The organism is Pseudomonas sp. LBUM1679 (genome assembly GCF_059695565.1).
On sequence record NZ_CP166774.1, the window covers coordinates 4171445 to 4188981 of the forward strand.

The 17537-nt window shown below is 59.5% G+C and carries 16 protein-coding genes and 1 pseudogene; 8 read left to right on the forward strand and 9 right to left on the reverse strand.

Features of this window, described 5'->3' with window-relative positions:
- Positions 1-58 precede the first annotated feature (58 nt).
- Positions 59-442 (reverse strand): annotated as a pseudogene (locus ACA062_RS18885) (helix-turn-helix domain-containing protein); the annotation flags it as partial.
- A gap of 370 nt (positions 443-812) precedes the next feature.
- Here ACA062_RS18885 and ACA062_RS18890 point away from each other — a divergent pair.
- Positions 813-1751, forward strand: coding sequence for a LysR family transcriptional regulator (locus ACA062_RS18890; protein WP_497452463.1), 939 nt, complete (start codon positions 813-815; stop codon positions 1749-1751).
- 60 nt (positions 1752-1811) lie between these two features.
- Here the strand turns inward: ACA062_RS18890 and ACA062_RS18895 are convergent, their stop codons facing one another.
- From ACA062_RS18895 to ACA062_RS18925, 7 genes are all read right to left on the reverse strand, one after another.
- Entirely contained in the window at positions 1812-3116 is a 1305-nt protein-coding gene (locus ACA062_RS18895; protein WP_497452464.1) for an MFS transporter, read from the reverse strand.
- Between the two features lie 26 nt (positions 3117-3142).
- Positions 3143-4390: an OprD family porin gene (locus ACA062_RS18900; protein WP_497452465.1), complete on the reverse strand. Its 1248-nt coding sequence runs from the start codon at positions 4388-4390 to the stop codon at positions 3143-3145.
- A gap of 120 nt (positions 4391-4510) precedes the next feature.
- Positions 4511-5467: a PDR/VanB family oxidoreductase gene (locus tag ACA062_RS18905; protein WP_497452466.1), complete on the reverse strand. Its 957-nt coding sequence runs from the start codon at positions 5465-5467 to the stop codon at positions 4511-4513.
- 20 nt (positions 5468-5487) lie between these two features.
- Positions 5488-5964: an aromatic-ring-hydroxylating dioxygenase subunit beta gene (locus tag ACA062_RS18910; protein WP_497452467.1), complete on the reverse strand. Its 477-nt coding sequence runs from the start codon at positions 5962-5964 to the stop codon at positions 5488-5490.
- A 16-nt stretch (positions 5965-5980) separates the two neighbouring features.
- A complete protein-coding gene (locus ACA062_RS18915; protein ID WP_497452468.1) occupies positions 5981-7255 on the reverse strand; it encodes an aromatic ring-hydroxylating oxygenase subunit alpha in 1275 nt (424 codons plus the stop codon).
- Between the two features lie 41 nt (positions 7256-7296).
- The gene (locus ACA062_RS18920) at positions 7297-8394 is read right to left on the reverse strand and encodes an amidase (protein WP_497452469.1); all 1098 of its coding nucleotides are present in this window, start codon (positions 8392-8394) and stop codon (positions 7297-7299) included.
- Positions 8391-8897, reverse strand: a complete 507-nt coding sequence (locus ACA062_RS18925) for a nuclear transport factor 2 family protein (RefSeq protein WP_497452470.1) — start codon at positions 8895-8897, stop codon at positions 8391-8393. The genes ACA062_RS18920 and ACA062_RS18925 overlap by 4 nt, the downstream gene beginning before the upstream one ends.
- A 255-nt stretch (positions 8898-9152) precedes the next feature.
- On the opposite strand from ACA062_RS18925, the gene ACA062_RS18930 reads away from it, so the two are divergent.
- On the forward strand, positions 9153-10484 hold the full coding sequence (locus ACA062_RS18930) for an MFS transporter (RefSeq protein WP_497452471.1): 1332 nt from the start codon (positions 9153-9155) through the stop codon (positions 10482-10484).
- Positions 10485-10546: 62 nt separating this feature from the next.
- Here ACA062_RS18930 and ACA062_RS18935 read toward each other — a convergent pair whose 3' ends face one another.
- A complete protein-coding gene (locus ACA062_RS18935) occupies positions 10547-11461 on the reverse strand; it encodes a LysR substrate-binding domain-containing protein (protein ID WP_497452472.1) in 915 nt (304 codons plus the stop codon).
- A 198-nt stretch (positions 11462-11659) separates the two neighbouring features.
- Between ACA062_RS18935 and ACA062_RS18940 the strand changes: the two genes are divergently transcribed.
- From ACA062_RS18940 to ACA062_RS18965, 6 genes are all read left to right on the forward strand, one after another.
- Positions 11660-12409, forward strand: a complete 750-nt coding sequence (locus ACA062_RS18940) for an SDR family NAD(P)-dependent oxidoreductase (RefSeq protein ID WP_497435094.1) — start codon at positions 11660-11662, stop codon at positions 12407-12409.
- 98 nt (positions 12410-12507) lie between these two features.
- Positions 12508-13806, forward strand: a complete 1299-nt coding sequence (locus ACA062_RS18945) for an MFS transporter (protein ID WP_497452473.1) — start codon at positions 12508-12510, stop codon at positions 13804-13806.
- 18 nt (positions 13807-13824) lie between these two features.
- Complete coding sequence (locus ACA062_RS18950) at positions 13825-14673, forward strand: transketolase (protein ID WP_497452474.1); 849 nt, start codon at positions 13825-13827, stop codon at positions 14671-14673.
- Complete coding sequence (locus ACA062_RS18955; RefSeq protein WP_497435111.1) at positions 14670-15692, forward strand: transketolase family protein; 1023 nt, start codon at positions 14670-14672, stop codon at positions 15690-15692. The genes ACA062_RS18950 and ACA062_RS18955 overlap by 4 nt, the downstream gene beginning before the upstream one ends.
- Positions 15693-15754: 62 nt before the next feature.
- On the forward strand, positions 15755-16702 hold the full coding sequence (locus ACA062_RS18960) for an alpha/beta hydrolase (RefSeq protein ID WP_497452475.1): 948 nt from the start codon (positions 15755-15757) through the stop codon (positions 16700-16702).
- A 103-nt stretch (positions 16703-16805) separates the two neighbouring features.
- Positions 16806-17534 carry a hypothetical protein gene (locus ACA062_RS18965; protein WP_497452476.1) on the forward strand — a complete coding sequence of 243 codons (729 nt, stop codon included), beginning with the start codon at positions 16806-16808 and terminating at the stop codon, positions 17532-17534.
- Positions 17535-17537 lie beyond the last annotated feature (3 nt).

The window sequence follows — 17537 nt, forward strand, 5'->3', positions numbered from 1 at the left end:
AGTCTGAATGGGCGATGTCGAGATCGGCATTCAAAGGGGGGGGTAACACGGTAGCCGTTCAACGCCCGGTAGCCTGCCGATACTGGCGCGGCGTGAACCCGGTCAACGCCTTGAACTGTCGAGTGAAAGCGCTATGGTCGGTGTAGCCGCACTGCAGTGCGACGTCAGTGATGGGAATATCGGTATGCAGGAGTCGATGCGCGTGTTCCAGGCGAATCTTTTGAATCATTTGTCGCGGCGTCAGGTGGAACACTCGCTTGCAGTATCTTTCCAGCTGCGCCACTGAAATACCGGCGATGCGCATCAGCTCGCCCAAGGTGACGCGGCGATTGAAATGCGCACGAATGTATTCATCGGCGGCGGCCAGACGCTGGTAGGCCGGGTGCGTGTCGCTGGCCGATTGCAGGTCAACCGAAATCCCTGCCAGGCCGATGATGTAGGAAGCTCGCCTATGACCTTGACCCTGTCACGCCATCGTCACACCTGCCAAGCACAATGGGATCAGCCAAAGGGATTTGGCCACGTGTACAGAGAGCCCGGCCCCAGCGCCGGGCTTTTTGTTTCCGCCCTCTGTACTCACCCCAGCGTGAAGCCGACCGCCATCAGGCTAGTGATCGGCGCCTGCCTATAGCGTGTTTGGCCATAGCCAAACGCAGTACCGGGCTTTTGCACTCCAGCGACATGTTTTTCACCAAGCGTTCGAACCCTTGTTGGTTGAGACACGGTTATTGCTATTATTCAGCCATAACGAGAGTTCGACCTAAGAGTCGCACTCCTACTCGCCTGATGTGCAGTTTGGAGGTTGCCATTGCATGGATTTGTCCAAACTTTCCCCGTGCCTGGAGTTTCAGGACCAACGGTTGAAATATCTCTTCCTCAGTTACCAACTGGGATCGATGCGCGCCGCGGCAGACCAACTGGGCATTGCCCCGTCGTCGGTCAGCCGGCAAATCAACCTGCTGCAGTCCGAATTGAGCATCGACCTGATCGAGGCTGGCACTCACCGCATCCGCCTGACGGAAGCCGGCATCGCCACAGTGGATTACTATCGTGCAAGGGCGGACCAGCAGGAGGCGCTATTCAACCGCCTGAACGATTTGCGCGGGCAGCATCTGACCAAAACCGTCGTGGCCGTGGGTGAAGGACTGTTCGGTGCGCAGTTGATCGGCAAGCTACACAGCTTTTTCAAATCCTATCCGGGCCTGCGCACCGAGATTCTGATTGCGCCGACCCTGGAAGTTCAACACATGGTGATGGAAGACCAGGCGCAGATCGGCGTGCTGTTCGCTCCACACCAGAACCCGGCATTGCGCCGCCAGTTCGGAATCAAACAACCGCTGCGGGCCATCGTCCACCCCGATCATCCGCTGGCCCGGCAGCAGTCGATTACCCTGGAACAACTGGCGAACACTCAGTTGGTGCTACCCAACCGCGGCTATCGGGTGCGTGAGCTGGTAACGCTGGCGTGCAAGGGCAAGCCGTTCGACATTGAGCCGGCGATTACCGCCAACTCACTGCAGGTGATCATCGACTTCGTCAAAATGAACATGGCCAGCACTCTACTGGCAGAGGTCATGATCCTGCCGGAGCTCAAGGCCGGGACGCTGGTGGCGCTTGAAGTGGAATGCCCGGAGATGAACAGCACCGAGCTGCAAATCATTCGCCGCCAATCGCGCAAACTCCCGCCGGTCACCCAGGAACTGATTCGCCACCTGGCGCGAGCGATCAGCAAGTTGAGCAAGACTGACTGACCTGTCCAACAAAAAAGGCGGAACGGATTAATCCGTTCCGCCTTTTTTGCGGCAGTGACTTTAGTGCGGCAGATCAGGTTTGCGGCGGATGCTGAACAGCGTGCCAGTGGTGATCAGGCCAAACACAATCAGCATCACCGAAACCGGCCAGGCCGAGTGGAAGGCCCCGAACAGCGCTGTCGCCGCCAAGGGTGCGAGCCCGCCGGAAAAGATCGACGCAATTTCATGCCCCAATGCCATGCCGGAGTAGCGCACATGGGCCGGAAACAGTTCGCCCATGAGTGCCGGCTGGGTGCCAATCATTGCGCCGTGACAAAAGGCGAGGCCCACCAGCAGTGCCAGGTAGACGTAGCCAGTGACATGCGTATCAATCAGCCAGAAAAACGGAAACGCAAACAGCACCAGGCCAATCGAGCCAATGGCGTAGACCGTGCGCCGGCCGATGATATCCGACAGCCACCCCCAAAACAGAATGGTAAAGGCCTCCACGATCATCGCGACCATCACCCCGCCCAGGACCACCTGGGTGCTCAAGCCGGTGAGTTTGGCGTAGGCCATCACAAAGGCAAGAAAGATGTACGCGCAGCTGTTTTCGGCCATACGCAGCCCCATGGCCTGGAACACTTCCCTGGGATGATTGCGCAGCACTTCCAACGCCGGTGGATGCTTGACCTTCGCCCGTTGCGCGGCCGCGTCTTCAAAGTCCCGGCTTTCCGGCAGGTTGCGGCGAATATAGATACCGACGCCGAATACCAGGACACTGGCCAGGAACGGCAGGCGCCAGCCCCAACTCATGAAGTCTTCATGGGGCAGCATCTGCACCAGGTAGAAGGCCGCAGCCGATAGTACAAAACCGCCCGAAACCCCCAGTTGACTCCAGGCCGCATAGAAACCGACCCGGTTGGCCGGCGCGTTTTCGCTGATCATCAGCACGCCACCACCCCACTCGCCACCTGAGGCAATGCCTTGGGCGATACGCAGCAACACCAGCGTGATCGGTGCCAGATAACCGGCTTGCTCGAAGGTCGGCAGCAAGCCCATCAGGAAGGTCGAGACGCCCATGATGCTGAGGGTCATGACCAGGGCCTTCTTTCGCCCGTCCCTGTCGCCGATATGGCCGAAGATAATCCCGCCCAGCGGCCGGGCGAAAAAGCCCACCGCGAAACCTGCAAACGCGCCCATGGTGCCCAGCACCGGGTCAGTCCCGGCCGGGAAGAACAACGGACCGAAAATCAGCGCTGCCGCGGTGCCATACAGAAAGAAGTCATACCATTCCAACGCGTTGCCGAACACCGAGGCAATGACGATACGGCGCATGATGGAAGGGTCGGGTGTCTTGGTAATGCCTGTCTTGAAATTACTCATTTACTTCTCCAAACCTAGCCAGCGGCTTACCAGATCTTCCAGGTGTATGAGGTGACGAAGCGGTATTCGTCATAGTTGTTGCCGTACTTCTGTTTTATGTTGAAGTTCTTCAGTTCAAAGCTCAGGTCTTTCAGACCGCCGTCCTGCACCACATAGGACAGGAAGATATTTCGCTCGCTTTCCTGGTCATGGCTCAAACCTTCGCCACGATCGATCTCGGTGCCCTTGATGTAACGCGTGAATAGTTTCAAGCCGGGCACGCCCATGGCCGCGAAGTCATATCCGTAGCGCACCGACCAGGATCGCTCGTCCGGGCGGATAAAAGGCAGGCCTGCCCAGTTCGGCAGGTAAGGTTGCGGAACAAAGCCATTGAGCGTCGGGAAGACCGTCTCACCCAACATGCGTTGATAACTGACCCCGACCATATGCGCGCCTTTATGCAGGGTCATCAGGCCACTGTAGGAACGGTTGTCGACATTGCCTGCCAGGGCGCTGCCATTTTCGCTGTTGTTGAAGTAACCCAGGTCGGTCTTCAGGATGTAGCCTTGACCCAGGTCCAGCGAATGCTTGAGGCCGGCGTAATGCTGTTGGTAGATATCGTTGAGTACGCCGTAAAAGTAAGTGGCTTGCAGGGCGGGCGTAAATGAATAAGTGCCGCCGCCAAAATCCAGGCCCTTGCTGTCCAGATCATCGGTGGAGCCGTATTTGTATAACCTTTCATGGTTGGAGGATTGCCGGGTGACGCTCGACCAGAAGCGGCCACCCGTCAGTTCCAGCCGGTCGATTTCACGTGTGTTGATCACCGCGCCCTGATAGATCGTATCGAGCTGGCGGCTGGGGTCGTTGGAGGCAACCGGCAGATTGGGTTTCTGATCGCCGATTTTCAGTTCGGTTTTCGAATAGCGCAACTTCAGGGTGCCGCCGGCGCGACTGTAGTCATCGGCGGCCTTCTGATCGAACACGCTGTAGGGTAACGAACCGTCGTTGCCAGTGGAATCAAGCCGGACGGCATACTGGGCGTTGGCGTCAAAGCCGATGGCCAGGGGGCTGTCGGTATACCCGGACTGAAACTGCAGATCAAAGCCCTGAGACCAGTTGCCCACTTTGGAGACGGGGGCCTCGCTGTTGGTAAAGTTGCGATTCAGGTAAAGATTTCTGAAGTTCAAGGACAGGTGGCTATCGTCCATCAGGTCGGCATGCGCCGACCACGGCACCGCTATCCCTAAAAGCCCTATGTAATGAATTGCATGCACACGCAAAGCTCGCTTTGACATAGTTACATCCATACTGATTTGCTACGGTGGGAGCAGAAATTCAGAGACATGGCAGTGAATGACAGCGCCGATCTGAACGCCCGCGACTGTCATGTTTTTTGTTGTTGTTTTCGTTGTGAATCAGATATCCAGCACCAGGCGCCCAGAGCGCGCCCTTGAGCAGCACAGCAACATTTGGTCGTTCGCCTCACGCTCCTCCTCGGTGAGGTAGACATCACGGTGATCGGGCTCACCCTCCAGCACGTCACACACGCAGGTGCCGCACACCCCTTGTTCGCACGACACCTCGACCGCGATGCCAACCTCGGCCAGCGCTTGCACGATGCTTTGCCCGGAATGCACTTGAAGTGTCTTGCCGCTTCGAGCGGTGTGGACCTCGAAGGCCTGGCCAGCGTTGTCGACCTCGACCTGGAAATATTCGCGATGCACCTGGTCATCGGCGTAGCCGGCCGCCTTGGCTGCGTCGATCACCCAGGCCATGAAACCCGCGGGGCCACAGGTATAGACGTGGTCATTTGCGGTCTGGGTGCTGAGCACTGAATTGAGGTCGAGTTTGCTGCTCGGCTCGTCGTCGAAGTGAGTGGTGACCCGGTCGGCAAAAGGCGCAGTGGCCAACTCGTCCAAAAAGGCGGCGTGGCTTCGCGAGCGGCCGCAATAGTGCAACTCGAAATCCGCACCCTTGGCCTGCAGCGTATAGGCCATGGCGATCATCGGCGTGATGCCTATGCCGCCGCCGATCAACAGCGAGCGCCGGGCATCGGCCGCCAACGGAAACAGATTGCGCGGTACGCCGATGGTGACGGCGCAGCCTTCGCGCAGCGTGGCATGAACCGCTGCGGAACCTCCTCGCGAGGCTGGGTCCTTGAGCACACCCAGCCGATAGCGAGCAAGGTCGGCCGGGTCGCCGCAGAGCGAATACTGGCGAACCAGCCCGCCGGGTAAATGCACGTCCACATGGGCACCGGCCTCGAACGCCGGCAACGACTCGCCGGCAGCCGAATACAGGTCGAGCACCAGCACGCCGGCACCTTGTTGCCGCGCCTGGTGCACCACAACATTCAATACGGTGACGTTCATCGATTCATTCCCGCCCATGATCAGAGGATGTAACCGATACCGGCGAGGGTATCGTCGGAGTTGATCAGGCGAATCAGCTTGCGCTGGATCTTGAAGCTGTCGGCATCACGCTCCAGCTCGTAGGTGATGTCGGCGCTATAGTGTTTGAGCGCGTCCTTGCGGAACTCGCGCAGGTGCTGCGCACAGCGCACCGTCACCTGTTGCGCATCTTCGAACAGCACACGAAAGCGCGACAGCGTGCGTACCGTGCGCGGTTGCGGGCTGGTGGAAATCGAGTCGCCGCTGATCAGGCGCTGGACACGCAATTGGCGCATATGGCCGTCGTCATACGCGTAATTCAGGGTGTTTTCGAAGTCCTGTTCTTTGGGATCGATCGGGATGATGTAAGTGCCCTTCTCGTCCCACAGCTTCAGCCAGCTGTCGAATTCGCCGTGGTCGAGCATGTCGCCTTCCTGCCAGATGAAAGCGGTGACTTCGTTCAGTAGTTTCAGGTTCATCAAGGTTCTCCGCCGGTCACACCGACATCATCTTTTTCCACTGCCGGTAGGCAGCGCGCATTCCAGTTTCGGCACTCACATCACTGACCAGGCCATCCTCGCTCGGCTGCTCGCCGGGCAAACCGCGGTTGAGCATGATCCACAGGTTTTCTCCGGCAGAGGCGCCCTTCTGCACCCGCTCCCACGCTTCGGAGTCATCCGGGGTACCGAAGCCCATCGGGCCCTGGAAGTGTTCGTGCAGACGCAACCGATAGCGGTTGGCCGCGGCCGGGCCGCCGTCCATGGTGATCACCGAGTGGTGGATTTCGGTTTCTGTCACCGAGATCGGCTGCAGCACACGGAAGAACGCCATTGAGCACGCAACGTTGGGGAACAGGTTGAGGTTGAAGCCCGAACCACCGACGGCGCGGACGATGCGGCGCACCTGCTGCTCGTCGATGCCTTCGTCGCGCAGCTCGGCGGCCAGGCCTTCGAAGCGCTCGGGGATCGGCTTGTGCAGATCCGCTTCCAGGTCCACCAGGTCGGGGATCATCACCATCACGCTGTGACCGTTGCCGAGATCCTCGACATAGCCAGGGCCTTCAACGAAATCGAACAGCTTGAGGGTCTCTTCATCCACCGAGGACAGGAACGATTTGTGCACCAGCGGGAAGTGGTAGGCGTCGGTGGTGTTCTCGAGCTGGATTTTCCAGTTACCGGGAAAGCGGAAGCGGTGCTCGCCCGGCACCTTGATCGGGTAACCTGCGCCCTGCTTCATGAACAGGTCCATCCACTTTTTCGCAGGGCCCAGAAAGTCCACCAACGGCTCAATGTCGGCCTTGAAGGTGGCGAACAGCATGCCGGCGTATTCTTCGACGCGCAGGCTCACCAGCGGCAGCTCGCCCTTGTCCAGGCACTCACCGTAGCTCTCCGGATGGGGCACACCGCGCAACGAGCCGTCCAGGGCGTAGCTCCAGCCGTGATAGGGACAAACGAAGCTGTTGGTCTTGCCCTTCTTGTGCTCGCAAACCGTGGCACCGCGATGGCGACAACGATTGAGGTGCACGTGCACCGCCTTCTTGCGGTCACGGACCACAATCACCGGTTGCTTGCCGATGTAGGTGCTCTTGTAGCTGCCCGACTCGGGAATCTCACTGACGTGAGCCACCCACACCCAAGTGCTGTAGAAAATCTTTTCAAGCTCCGCGTCGAACAGCTTGGCATCGGTATACAGCGAGGTGTGGACACGGTCGGGCTGGACGAGGTCAGCGGGGCTGGTGTCCAGGTTCAGGGTTTTGATGAGTTGGGTCACGGTCAGGTCCTATGCTTGATGTCGGGCATCTTTTTTATGGATCAGGAGGCGTTCGCGATAGCGCACAATTGCGCGTCGTCGCCCTTGCGCCCGATCAGTTGCAGACTGGTTTTGCAGCGGGTGTGTGGATAGGCGATCGGAATGCTCAGGGCCGGGTGCCCGCTGAGATTGAACGGGCGCAGAAAGCGGGTCAGGTCGATGACCGGCTCGCCTCGGTGCACATCCGCAAGCAGCGGTGGCAGGCGCGGCAAACTGGGCAACACGAGGACGTCGAAGCGCGTGAGCAACTGGTCGACCTGCGCGCTGAACGCCACACGGATGGCTTCGGCGGCGTGCAGATCGGCGGCGTCTGTCAGTGCCGCGCGCATCAGTCGAGCTTCAACGTCTGCGCCCAACAAGCCCTGGCCGGTGTATTGGCCGAAAGCCGCCCAGGTTTCGGCGTTGATCACAGTCAACGCGGCGTCAAAGGCCTGGTCCAGTAGCGTCAAGCTGACGACTTCGCACGCCCAGCCGCGACGACTGATCTCTTCGTCAATGGAGGCGCTGATGTTGGGGTCACACGAAACCGCCACCAAGCCGACACGGACCTGCTCGGGCAGTCGCTGCGCGACAAAGGTGGGGTCCATGGCCACCATGGCGGCAACCAGTGTGTCCAGGTCACGTGCCATCGGCCCGACGCAATCGAGCGAAGTGGACCGCGGATACACACCCTCTCGACTCAAACGGCCGAAGGTCGGCTTGAGCCCGTACACCCCACAGCAGGCTGCTGGCATGCGCACCGAGCCGCCGGTATCGGTACCGAGCGCCACGTCGACAGCGCCCTGGGCGACGATCACCGCAGAGCCGCTGGAAGAGCCACCCGGAATTCGTTCGGGTGCCTGGGGGTTGATCGGCGTGCCCGCCCATTCGTTGACACCGGTGACGCCAAAGGCCAGTTCATGCAAGACGGTCTTGCCGATCACCTGCCAACCATCATCGAGCAGCGACTGCACAACGGTGGCGTTGCGCCCGGCCGGTGCGGCCGATTCAAAGGCGCGGCTGCCGCAGCGGGTTGGCCAACCGGCCACATCCAGCGAGTCCTTTATCGCGACGGTAGGCCCTGGCCCGCCCTTGCAGCCTTGAATCACCAGCGGGTTCATGACTGCACCCCGTGCGCATCGGCGAGATGGCAGGCGTCCAGTCGCTCGGTGGTAAAAGACGCAATGCGCCAGGCGCCGTCTTCCCACAGAAATTCCAGACCGAGTGCAGCCACGATGGCCTCGCCCTGCCCCGAGTCGTAACGCGAAAGTTGCTGCATCAACCAGCGGCCACTGGCCTTGAAGCCGTCAATGGTGATTTGCTCACCGGCCAGAAAATGTGCGTTGAACTGAAAGTGAGGGTCAGGAGGCAGATAACCCGCGAGCATCGAAACGATCGCCTCGCGGCCCTTTATACAGCCGAACTTGAGCGCATAGCGCGAGCCGACGCCCTGCCATAGCGCATCGCGGCAAAATAATTGTGCCAGTGCCGGCAGACGATCTGCCGGGCCGGGAACGTCGCACAAGGCCATGTAGCGATGCAGCACCCGACGCACCGCCGATTCAGCTTCGAGTGCACTGATGCGCTCTGCCAGTGCGGCAATATCCGGAAGGGGTGAATTCATGGGAGAGCACCTGTCAACGATAGCGATGACAGGAAATTAGCGATCAGCCGATCGGGCAACAATCACAGGGCCTAATAAACATGTTGCGTTTTACGCAACGAGTTACACGCAATCGGGGCTCCCTACGGCACGAATCATGCGTACTCCAACCGCAACGGGTCGGTCATGACTATGCGGATGACACTTTTGAAGTCAGCCGTTCCAGTCGCTGCCCCGATAATCGAAAGCCTACTAATGGAATGTCGAGGGTTCAGCATGACAAGCGCAGCTCAGGTCAGCCCGCAAACGCTGAGAAAAGTCATTGTCGCGGCCGGCATCGGCAATTTCGTCGAGTGGTTCGACTTCGCCGTCTACGGTTTTCTGGCAACCACCATCGCCCAGCAATTTTTCCCCAGCGGCGACGCCAGCGTCGCCTTGCTGAAAACCTTCGCGGTGTTTGCCGTTGCCTTTGCCTTCCGGCCTTTGGGCGGGATTTTCTTCGGCATGCTCGGCGACCGGATCGGGCGCAAGAGAACCCTGGCCATGACCATCCTGCTGATGGCGGGTGCGACGACCTTGATCGGGGTGTTGCCCACTTATGCCGCCGTCGGGGTCATGGCGCCGATCCTTCTGACCCTCATCCGTTGCGCCCAGGGCTTTTCCGCCGGGGGCGAATACGCCGGTGCCTGTGCCTACCTGATGGAGCACGCGCCTAACGATAAAAGGGCCTGGTATGGCAGCTTCATTCCGGTTTCGACCTTTTCCGCCTTCGCCGCGGCGGCCGTGGTGGCCTACGCACTCGAGGCGTCACTGTCGACCGAAGCCATGGGTAGCTGGGGCTGGCGCCTGCCGTTCCTGATTGCCGCGCCGCTGGGCCTGGTGGGTCTTTACCTGCGCTGGAAGCTGGATGAAACCCCGGCTTTCCAGGCGGTGACCGAGGAACATGCGGTGGCACATTCCCCGCTCAAGGAGACCTTGCGCAACCATGGCGCGGCGATCTGCTGCCTGGGTGCCTTCGTGTCGCTGACGGCGCTATCGTTCTATATGTTCACCACCTACTTCGCGACCTACCTGCAAGTTGCGGGCGGCTTGAGTCGCGCCACGGCATTACTGGTGTCGCTGATTGCCTTGATCTTCGCCGCGGCGATCTGCCCGCTGGCCGGGCTGTATTCGGACCGGGTCGGGCGCCGGGTCACGGTGATGACCGCTTGCGCGCTATTGATAGTGGCGGTGTATCCCTCGTTCCTGATGGCCAGTTCCGGATCGTTCGCCGCCTCCATCGTCGGCGTCATGCTGTTGGCGATCGGCGCGGTGCTGTGTGGCGTGGTCACTGCGGCCCTGCTCTCGGAAACCTTCCCTACCCGTACTCGCTATACCGCGTCGGCGATCACCTACAACATGGCCTACACCCTGTTCGGTGGCACCGCGCCGCTGGTGGCGACGTGGCTGATCAGCACCACCGGCAGCAACCTGTCGCCAGCGTTTTATCTGATGGCGGTGGCTTTGCTCGCGCTGGCCGGTGGTTTGGCGTTGCCGGAGACGTCGAGGATTTCCCTGCATGATGTGCCGACCAGGGAGAATGGCGTAAGAGTGGACGCTGCGGCCTGAGGGTTCCCGCTCATAAGTGGCGCTTGTCGCAATGGCGAATGAGCGCCTGTGGCAAAGCGGGATCAGTAGGAAAAATCATGCCCCAGTTCCTTCTGCATCCACTCAAGGAATCGCCTGACCCGAGGAAAGTTGGAGTGGGCCCTGGGGAAAACCAGGTGGTGGGCAGTGATCGAAGCGCTCAGCTCAGGGGCCACTTCAACCAATGCACCACGTGCGAGATAATCTTGCGCCAGCAACGTGCTTTCCAAAGCAAAGCCAAGTCCGTGGCTGGCGGCTTCCAGCGTCATGTATGAGCGATCGAAACTCAGCGAATAGGGTTTTTCGGGACGTGACAGGCCATGTTGCGCAAACAACTGTGGCCATTTGATCAGCGTGGCTTCCGACAGAATCAGATTGCTGTCCAGCAAATCCGCAACCACCCGGATAGGACGCTTTGCCAGCAGCTTCGGGGAAGCCATCACCGCAATCTTTTCATTGCGCACCGTGCGCACTTCAAAACTCGGCCAATTCGGCATGCCATGGCGAATATCCACATCGATCTTGTCTCGACTGAAGTGCAGTGATTCGTAGGAGCACGAGAGGTTGAGCTGGATATCGGGATGGCTCTGGCGAAACTGTTCCAGGCGCGGCATCAGCCACAGCAGGCCGAAACTGGGCGAGGAGTGCAATCGCAGGCAATCCAGGCTGACATCACTGGTGGCACGTTCAGTGGCTACCGCCAGGCTGTGCAAGATGCCAGAAACCTCAGTCAGGTATTGCTCGCCAACAGGCGTCAGCGTCACGCCTCTGGCCGTCCGGAAAAACAACTGTCGACCGATCATCGCCTCCAGTTTGGCCAGCTGATGGCTGACTGCCGAGGGGGTCAGATCGAGCAATTCCGCCGCGCGAGCGACATTGCCGAAGCGAGCCGTCTGTTCAAAGGCCTGAATGGCTTTCAGGGGTGGCAGTATCGGAGGTGCATCGCCGGGTGAGGCCATGATTATTATTTTCCCGCTGCAGACGGCGTAAGCCGGACGTTCAGCTATTCAACCACCCGATCATTGTGTTGGCGAGTGCTGAATTTTTTTCAGCATCGAGTGACATTCACCTTATTGCTCAAGGCAAGCCCGGGGACCAAGCTGAGTCATCGATTCGTTGTGGGTCGACCCAATAAAAACAATCAGAGGAACTCCTCCATGCTTCTTCAAGGCAAAGTCGCGATCATCACTGGTGCCGCCTCCGCACGTGGCATTGGCCGCGCTACGGCGACCACCTTCGCGCAACAGGGCGCTCGCGTCGTGATCCTCGATCTGGACGAATCCGCCGCTCGTGATGCCGCTGCTTCCCTGGGCGAAGGACATCTGGGTCTTGCAGCCAACGTTGCTGACGAATCGCAGGTGCAGTCGGCCGTCGCCAAAATCATCGAACATTTCGGCCGCATCGACATTCTCGTCAACAACGCCGGCATCACCCAGCCGCTCAAGACGCTGGACATCCGCCCTGGCGATTACGACAAGGTGTTGGACGTCAGCCTGCGTGGCACCTTGCTCATGTCGCAGGCGGTGATCCCGATCATGCGTCAACAGTCTTGCGGCAGCATCGTCTGCATGTCCTCGGTCTCCGCGCAGCGTGGCGGCGGCATTTTCGGTGGCCCCCATTACAGCGCTGCCAAAGCCGGTGTGCTGGGCCTGGCCAAAGCCATGGCCCGGGAACTGGGACCGGACAAGGTACGCGTCAACTCCATCGCACCCGGTTTGATTCACACCGACATCACCGGCGGCCTGATGCAGGACGAGCGCAGACACGCGATCATCGACGGCATCCCGTTGGGGCGTCTGGGTGAAGCCCAGGATGTGGCGAATGCGGCCCTGTTCCTGGCCAGCGACCTATCCTCCTACCTGACCGGCATCACCCTGGATGTGAACGGCGGCATGCTGATTCATTGAGGATACCTGGCGGGCCTTGACGCCCGTGCGGTTCTGGATCGACGACGCAGCCAGGCCTCGTGGCCTGGCGGTCAATAAAAACAAGAGATCAGACCATCATGACAACCCTGTCGCTCGAAGCGGTTTCGACCGTGCGTTCCAATGCCTATCGGAAAACCGCATGGCGCCTGATGCCTTTTCTGATGCTGTGCTATCTGTGTGCCTATCTCGATCGCGTCAACGTCGGCTTCGCCAAGTTGCAAATGATGAACGATCTGGCGCTCAGCGAAACGGTCTACGGACTGGGCGCGGGCATGTTCTTCATCGGTTACTTCCTCTGCGAAGTCCCCAGCAACATCATTTTGCACAAGGTCGGTGCCCGCGTGTGGATCGCACGCATCATGATCACCTGGGGCATCGTTTCCGCCCTGTTCGCCTTCGTCGAGACCGCCTGGCAATTCTATGCATTGCGCTTTCTGCTCGGCATTGCCGAAGCCGGTCTTGCGCCGGGTCTGTTGCTGTACCTGACCTACTGGTTTCCATCTTATCGCCGTGCCCGCATGACGGTGTTGTGGTTTATCGCCATTCCGCTGTCAGGCATGGTGGGTGGCCCTCTCTCCGGCTGGATCATGACTCAGTTTGCCGGTGTACATGGTTGGGCGGGATGGCAATGGATGTTCGTGCTGGAGGCCGTGCCCACAGTCGTGGTTGGTCTACTGGTATTGAGCTATCTCAAGGATGGCGTGCATCAAGCCAGCTGGCTCAACGACGACGAAAAAGCGCTGATCACCCGCGAGCTGGCCGAGGATGACCAGAAAAAAGTCACACACGCCTCTGTAGGTGAATTTATCCGTGACCGTCGTCTCTGGTTATTGGCGGCCATCTACTTCTGTGTCGTGATGGGCCAGTACGCAATCACCTTCTGGCTGCCGACCCTGGTGCGTAACGCAGGGGTGTCCGACCCGATGAAAATCGGCGTGCTGACCAGCCTGCCGTACCTCTGTGCAATTGTGGCCATGCTGTATGCCGGACGCAGTGGCGACAAACATCGCGAGCGCCGCTGGCACCTCATCATCCCGATGATCGCGGGTGCTATCGGACTCACCCTGGCGGCAATGATGGGGGGAAATGTGACGCTCTCCATTCTGAGTCTTTGCCTGGCCGCTTCCGGAATTCTGTCCGCGACGTCGATGTTCTGGATGTTACCCACCACGTTGCTCGGTGGCGTGTCTGCCGCCGCAGGCATCGCGGCGGTCAACAGCTTCGCCAACCTCGCCGGCTTCTGCTCGCCTTACCTGATTGGCTGGATCACCACGCTGACCGGATCCAGCGCCATCGGCATGTATCTGATCACCGGCGTACTGGTGGGCGGAGCCCTGTTGGTACTGCGCATTCCCGCCGCCCTGGTCAATCGTTGATTTAACGGAGTTTTTAGCATGACTACTAATCCTTCATACGCTTCATCCAAGACTCTGGTGGAGCGAGCACACAACATTCGTCGGCACGCGCTGCGAATGGGTCAAGTCCAGGGCCAGGGCTATGTTGGTCAAGCCCTCGGCGCCGCTGACCTGCTCGCAGTCTCGTACTTCCATGCCTTGAACTATCGGCCTGAAGACCCGGAATGGGAGCAACGTGATCGTTTTTACCTCTCCATCGGTCACTACGCGATTGCACTGTATGCGGCCTTGATCGAAGCCGAAATCATCCCGCTCGATGAGCTGGAAACCTACGGCTCGGATGACAGCCGCCTGCCCATGTCGGGCATGGCGACCTACACCCCGGGCATGGAAATCACCGGTGGTTCGCTCGGCCAGGGCCTGGGCATCGCGGTCGGTGCCTGCCTGGGCCTCAAGCGTAAAGGCTCGCCCTCCTTCGTCTACAACCTGCTGTCGGACGGCGAGTTGAATGAAGGCTCGACCTGGGAGGCCGTGATGTCGGCGTCCCATTGGAAGCTCGACAACCTGATCGCCATTGTCGACGTCAACAACCAGCAAGCCGATGGCTATTCCAGCGAAATCCTCTCGTTCGAACCGATCGTCGATCGTTGGCAGGCATTTGGCTGGTTCACCCAACGGATCGATGGCAATGATCTGGATGCATTGGTCACTGCGTTCGACGCCGCGCGCAGTCATCCCGGGACTCAACCACGGGTCATCATCTGCGATACCAAAATGGGTAAAGGTGTGCCCTTCCTCGAAACCCGGGAGAAGACGCACTTCATTCGCGTGGAAGAGCACGAATGGGATCTGGCACTGAGCAACCTGGAAGAAGGTAAAAACCAATGAGCAATGCAACCAATACTCCGGCTTCCACTGGTGAGCCAGCCAAAAAGCGCCTGACCACCTCGGCGATGATCGCCTCGATTGCCTCTGAAGGCCAGGCCACCCGATCCGCGCCCTTTGGCCATGCGCTGGCCGCCCTGGCCGATCAGCGTCCAGACATCGTTGGCATGTCCGCCGACTTGTCCAAGTACACCGATCTGCACATCTTCGCCAAGGCTCACCCGGATCGTTTCTACCAAATGGGCATGGCCGAACAGCTGCTGATGAGTGCCGCGGCGGGGATGGCCCGTGAAGGCTTCGTGCCCTTCGCCACGACCTATGCCGTATTCGCCTCCCGCCGCGCCTATGACTTCATCTGCATGGCGATTGCCGAGGAAAACCTCAACGTCAAAATCGTCTGCGGCCTCCCCGGCCTGACCACCGGCTACGGCCCGAGCCACCAGGCCACGGACGACCTGGCGATCTTCCGCGCCATGCCCAACCTGATGATCGTCGATCCCTGCGATGCACTGGAAATCGAACAGGCCGTGCCCGCCATCGCTGCGCACCAAGGACCGGTCTACATGCGCTTGCTGCGCGGCAACGTGCCGCTGGTGCTGGACGAATACGGCTACAAGTTCGAGATCGGCAAGGCCAAGACCCTGCGTACCGGCAACGACGTACTGATCATCTCCACGGGCTTGATGACGATGCGCGCCCTGGAAGCGGCCAAGCAGTTGCAAGCAGATGGCGTTGAAGTCGCCGTGCTGCACGTACCGACGATCAAACCGCTGGATGAACAGACCATCCTTGCTGAAGCCAGAAAGCCCGGCCGACTGGTGGTGACCGCAGAAAACAGCTCCATCATCGGTGGCCTGGGCGAGGCGGTTGCGACGGTCCTGCTGCGCAACGGCGTAACTCCGACCTTCAGGCAAATTGCCCTGCCAGACGCCTTCCTCGATGCCGGAGCGCTGCCCACACTTCATGATCGTTATGGCATTTCAACCCAAGCCGTTTGCACACAAATCAAAGCCTGGCTGTAACGGCAAAGTCCATGGCACCCGGAAATGGGTGCCATGCTGCTCGGCGCGAAAGGGGCGGAATATTGAAACCACATGAATTGCTTGATCCCGAGTTTCACGGTTTTCTGACACCAGGCGCAGAAGACTGGTCGCTCGCCACGTTGCCAACTATCCGGTCGCGTGTCAGCGCGACTTACACATCCAGGCGCAATGCCCGTTGTGAAGAATCATGGACGACAGCAGAGGCGGATGGAGAAGCTCTACGCCTGTGCCTTTACAGGCCTCAAGGAACAACAAGCGCTGTAGCCCTGCCAGCGATCCTTTACATTCACGGCGGAGGCTTCGTCCTTGGCCAGCCTGAAATGGCAGATGACTACCTGGCCGATCTAGCCGAAGAATTGAACACGCTGATTGTCGCAGTTGATTATCGACTGGCTCCCGAACACCCTTTTCCAATTCCTCTTGAAGACTGCTATGCGGCACTCGGCTGGATATTTGCCAATCAGCGCAAGTACCGCATAAATCCGCGGAACGTGGCGGTCATGGGGCACAGCGCAGGTGGAGGCCTGGCGGCCGCATTGGCCATCCTGGCGCGTGACCGAGAGGAATATCCGCTCGCCGCGCAGATGCTTGTCTATCCCATGCTTGATTACCGTACGGGCACGGCAGATTCACCGCACACAAACGAAAGCACAGGCACTTTCAGCTGGCTGCCGACGCCAAACCAATTCTGCTGGGATTGCCTTCGCGCAAGCTACAGCCTTGACGATGAACGGATAGGTTTATTCTCACCGTCCATGCAACTGAACCTGCGCGGCCTGCCTCCGAGTTTTCTCTCCGTGGGGTCGCTGGATTTATTTCTTGAAGAAGACATCGACTATGCACTGCGACTATCCCGCGCAGGCGTTGCCGTGGAACTTCACGTCTACCCTGGAGCGCCCCACATGTTCGACCAGCATCCAGGTCGCATCACGGCGCAGTCCAATCTCGATATTGTTCGCGCGTTGAAAGAATTTCTGAGGCAGGGATAGTCCGACCACCTCGTGTCCTGCAGCCCGTCGCCCCACCCTCGCCTGATCGCCTTGCTTCGATTACTGTACATACAACCAGTATTTGTACAGCGAACCCATCCCCATGAATTTCGACCAGGCCAAGGCGCTGAGACTCCAGCAGTGGCGCTCGACCCTCGACGACCATGATTTTCGAATGCACAACCCCGAGGCCCATCGCCAGACCCTGCACAGCTTGAGTGCGACCCTGGCCGCCGAGGGGTTGATCGATGAACTCCAGCACTTCGACATGAACGAACTGGCCAACGCCGCCTACTGGCACGCCGTGGAAGAACTGCACAGCGCACCGGCCCGTTACTGCGGCGCGTCTGCCTATGATGTTGTTCGTCGCGCCAGCAGCGAGCTGTTCGGGCGGATTTCGCGATCGATTTTCTATGCCGCAAGCTCGCTGGCCGACAACGCCCGATTTTCCTACGACGGCAAGATTTACCAGGATGCAACCGGGGCGAACCTGGTGTTCACCCCGTCCGGGGTGGTGGCGAGAATTACCGGGCTTGCCTTGACCTTGCCCGATGGGCAGCAGTTTGACCTGATGGAAACCGGGCGCACGGTCGAGGGTGTCACCTATGAGCCGATCGAGGATCCGGACCTTTACCGCGCATTGGTGGACGCCGCCCAGGTCGCCCGGGAATGCCGCGATTTGCGTCTGTTCGAAAGAATGCGGCCGCTTCTCGACCTGGCCCGGTTCCGCACCTGCCCCGCCTGCCTCGATCGATTTGATCGACGAGAAGACTGCGACATGTGCCTTGGTCGAGGATTCATCACGAAACCTCTGGCCGCTGGGCTACGCTGAAGA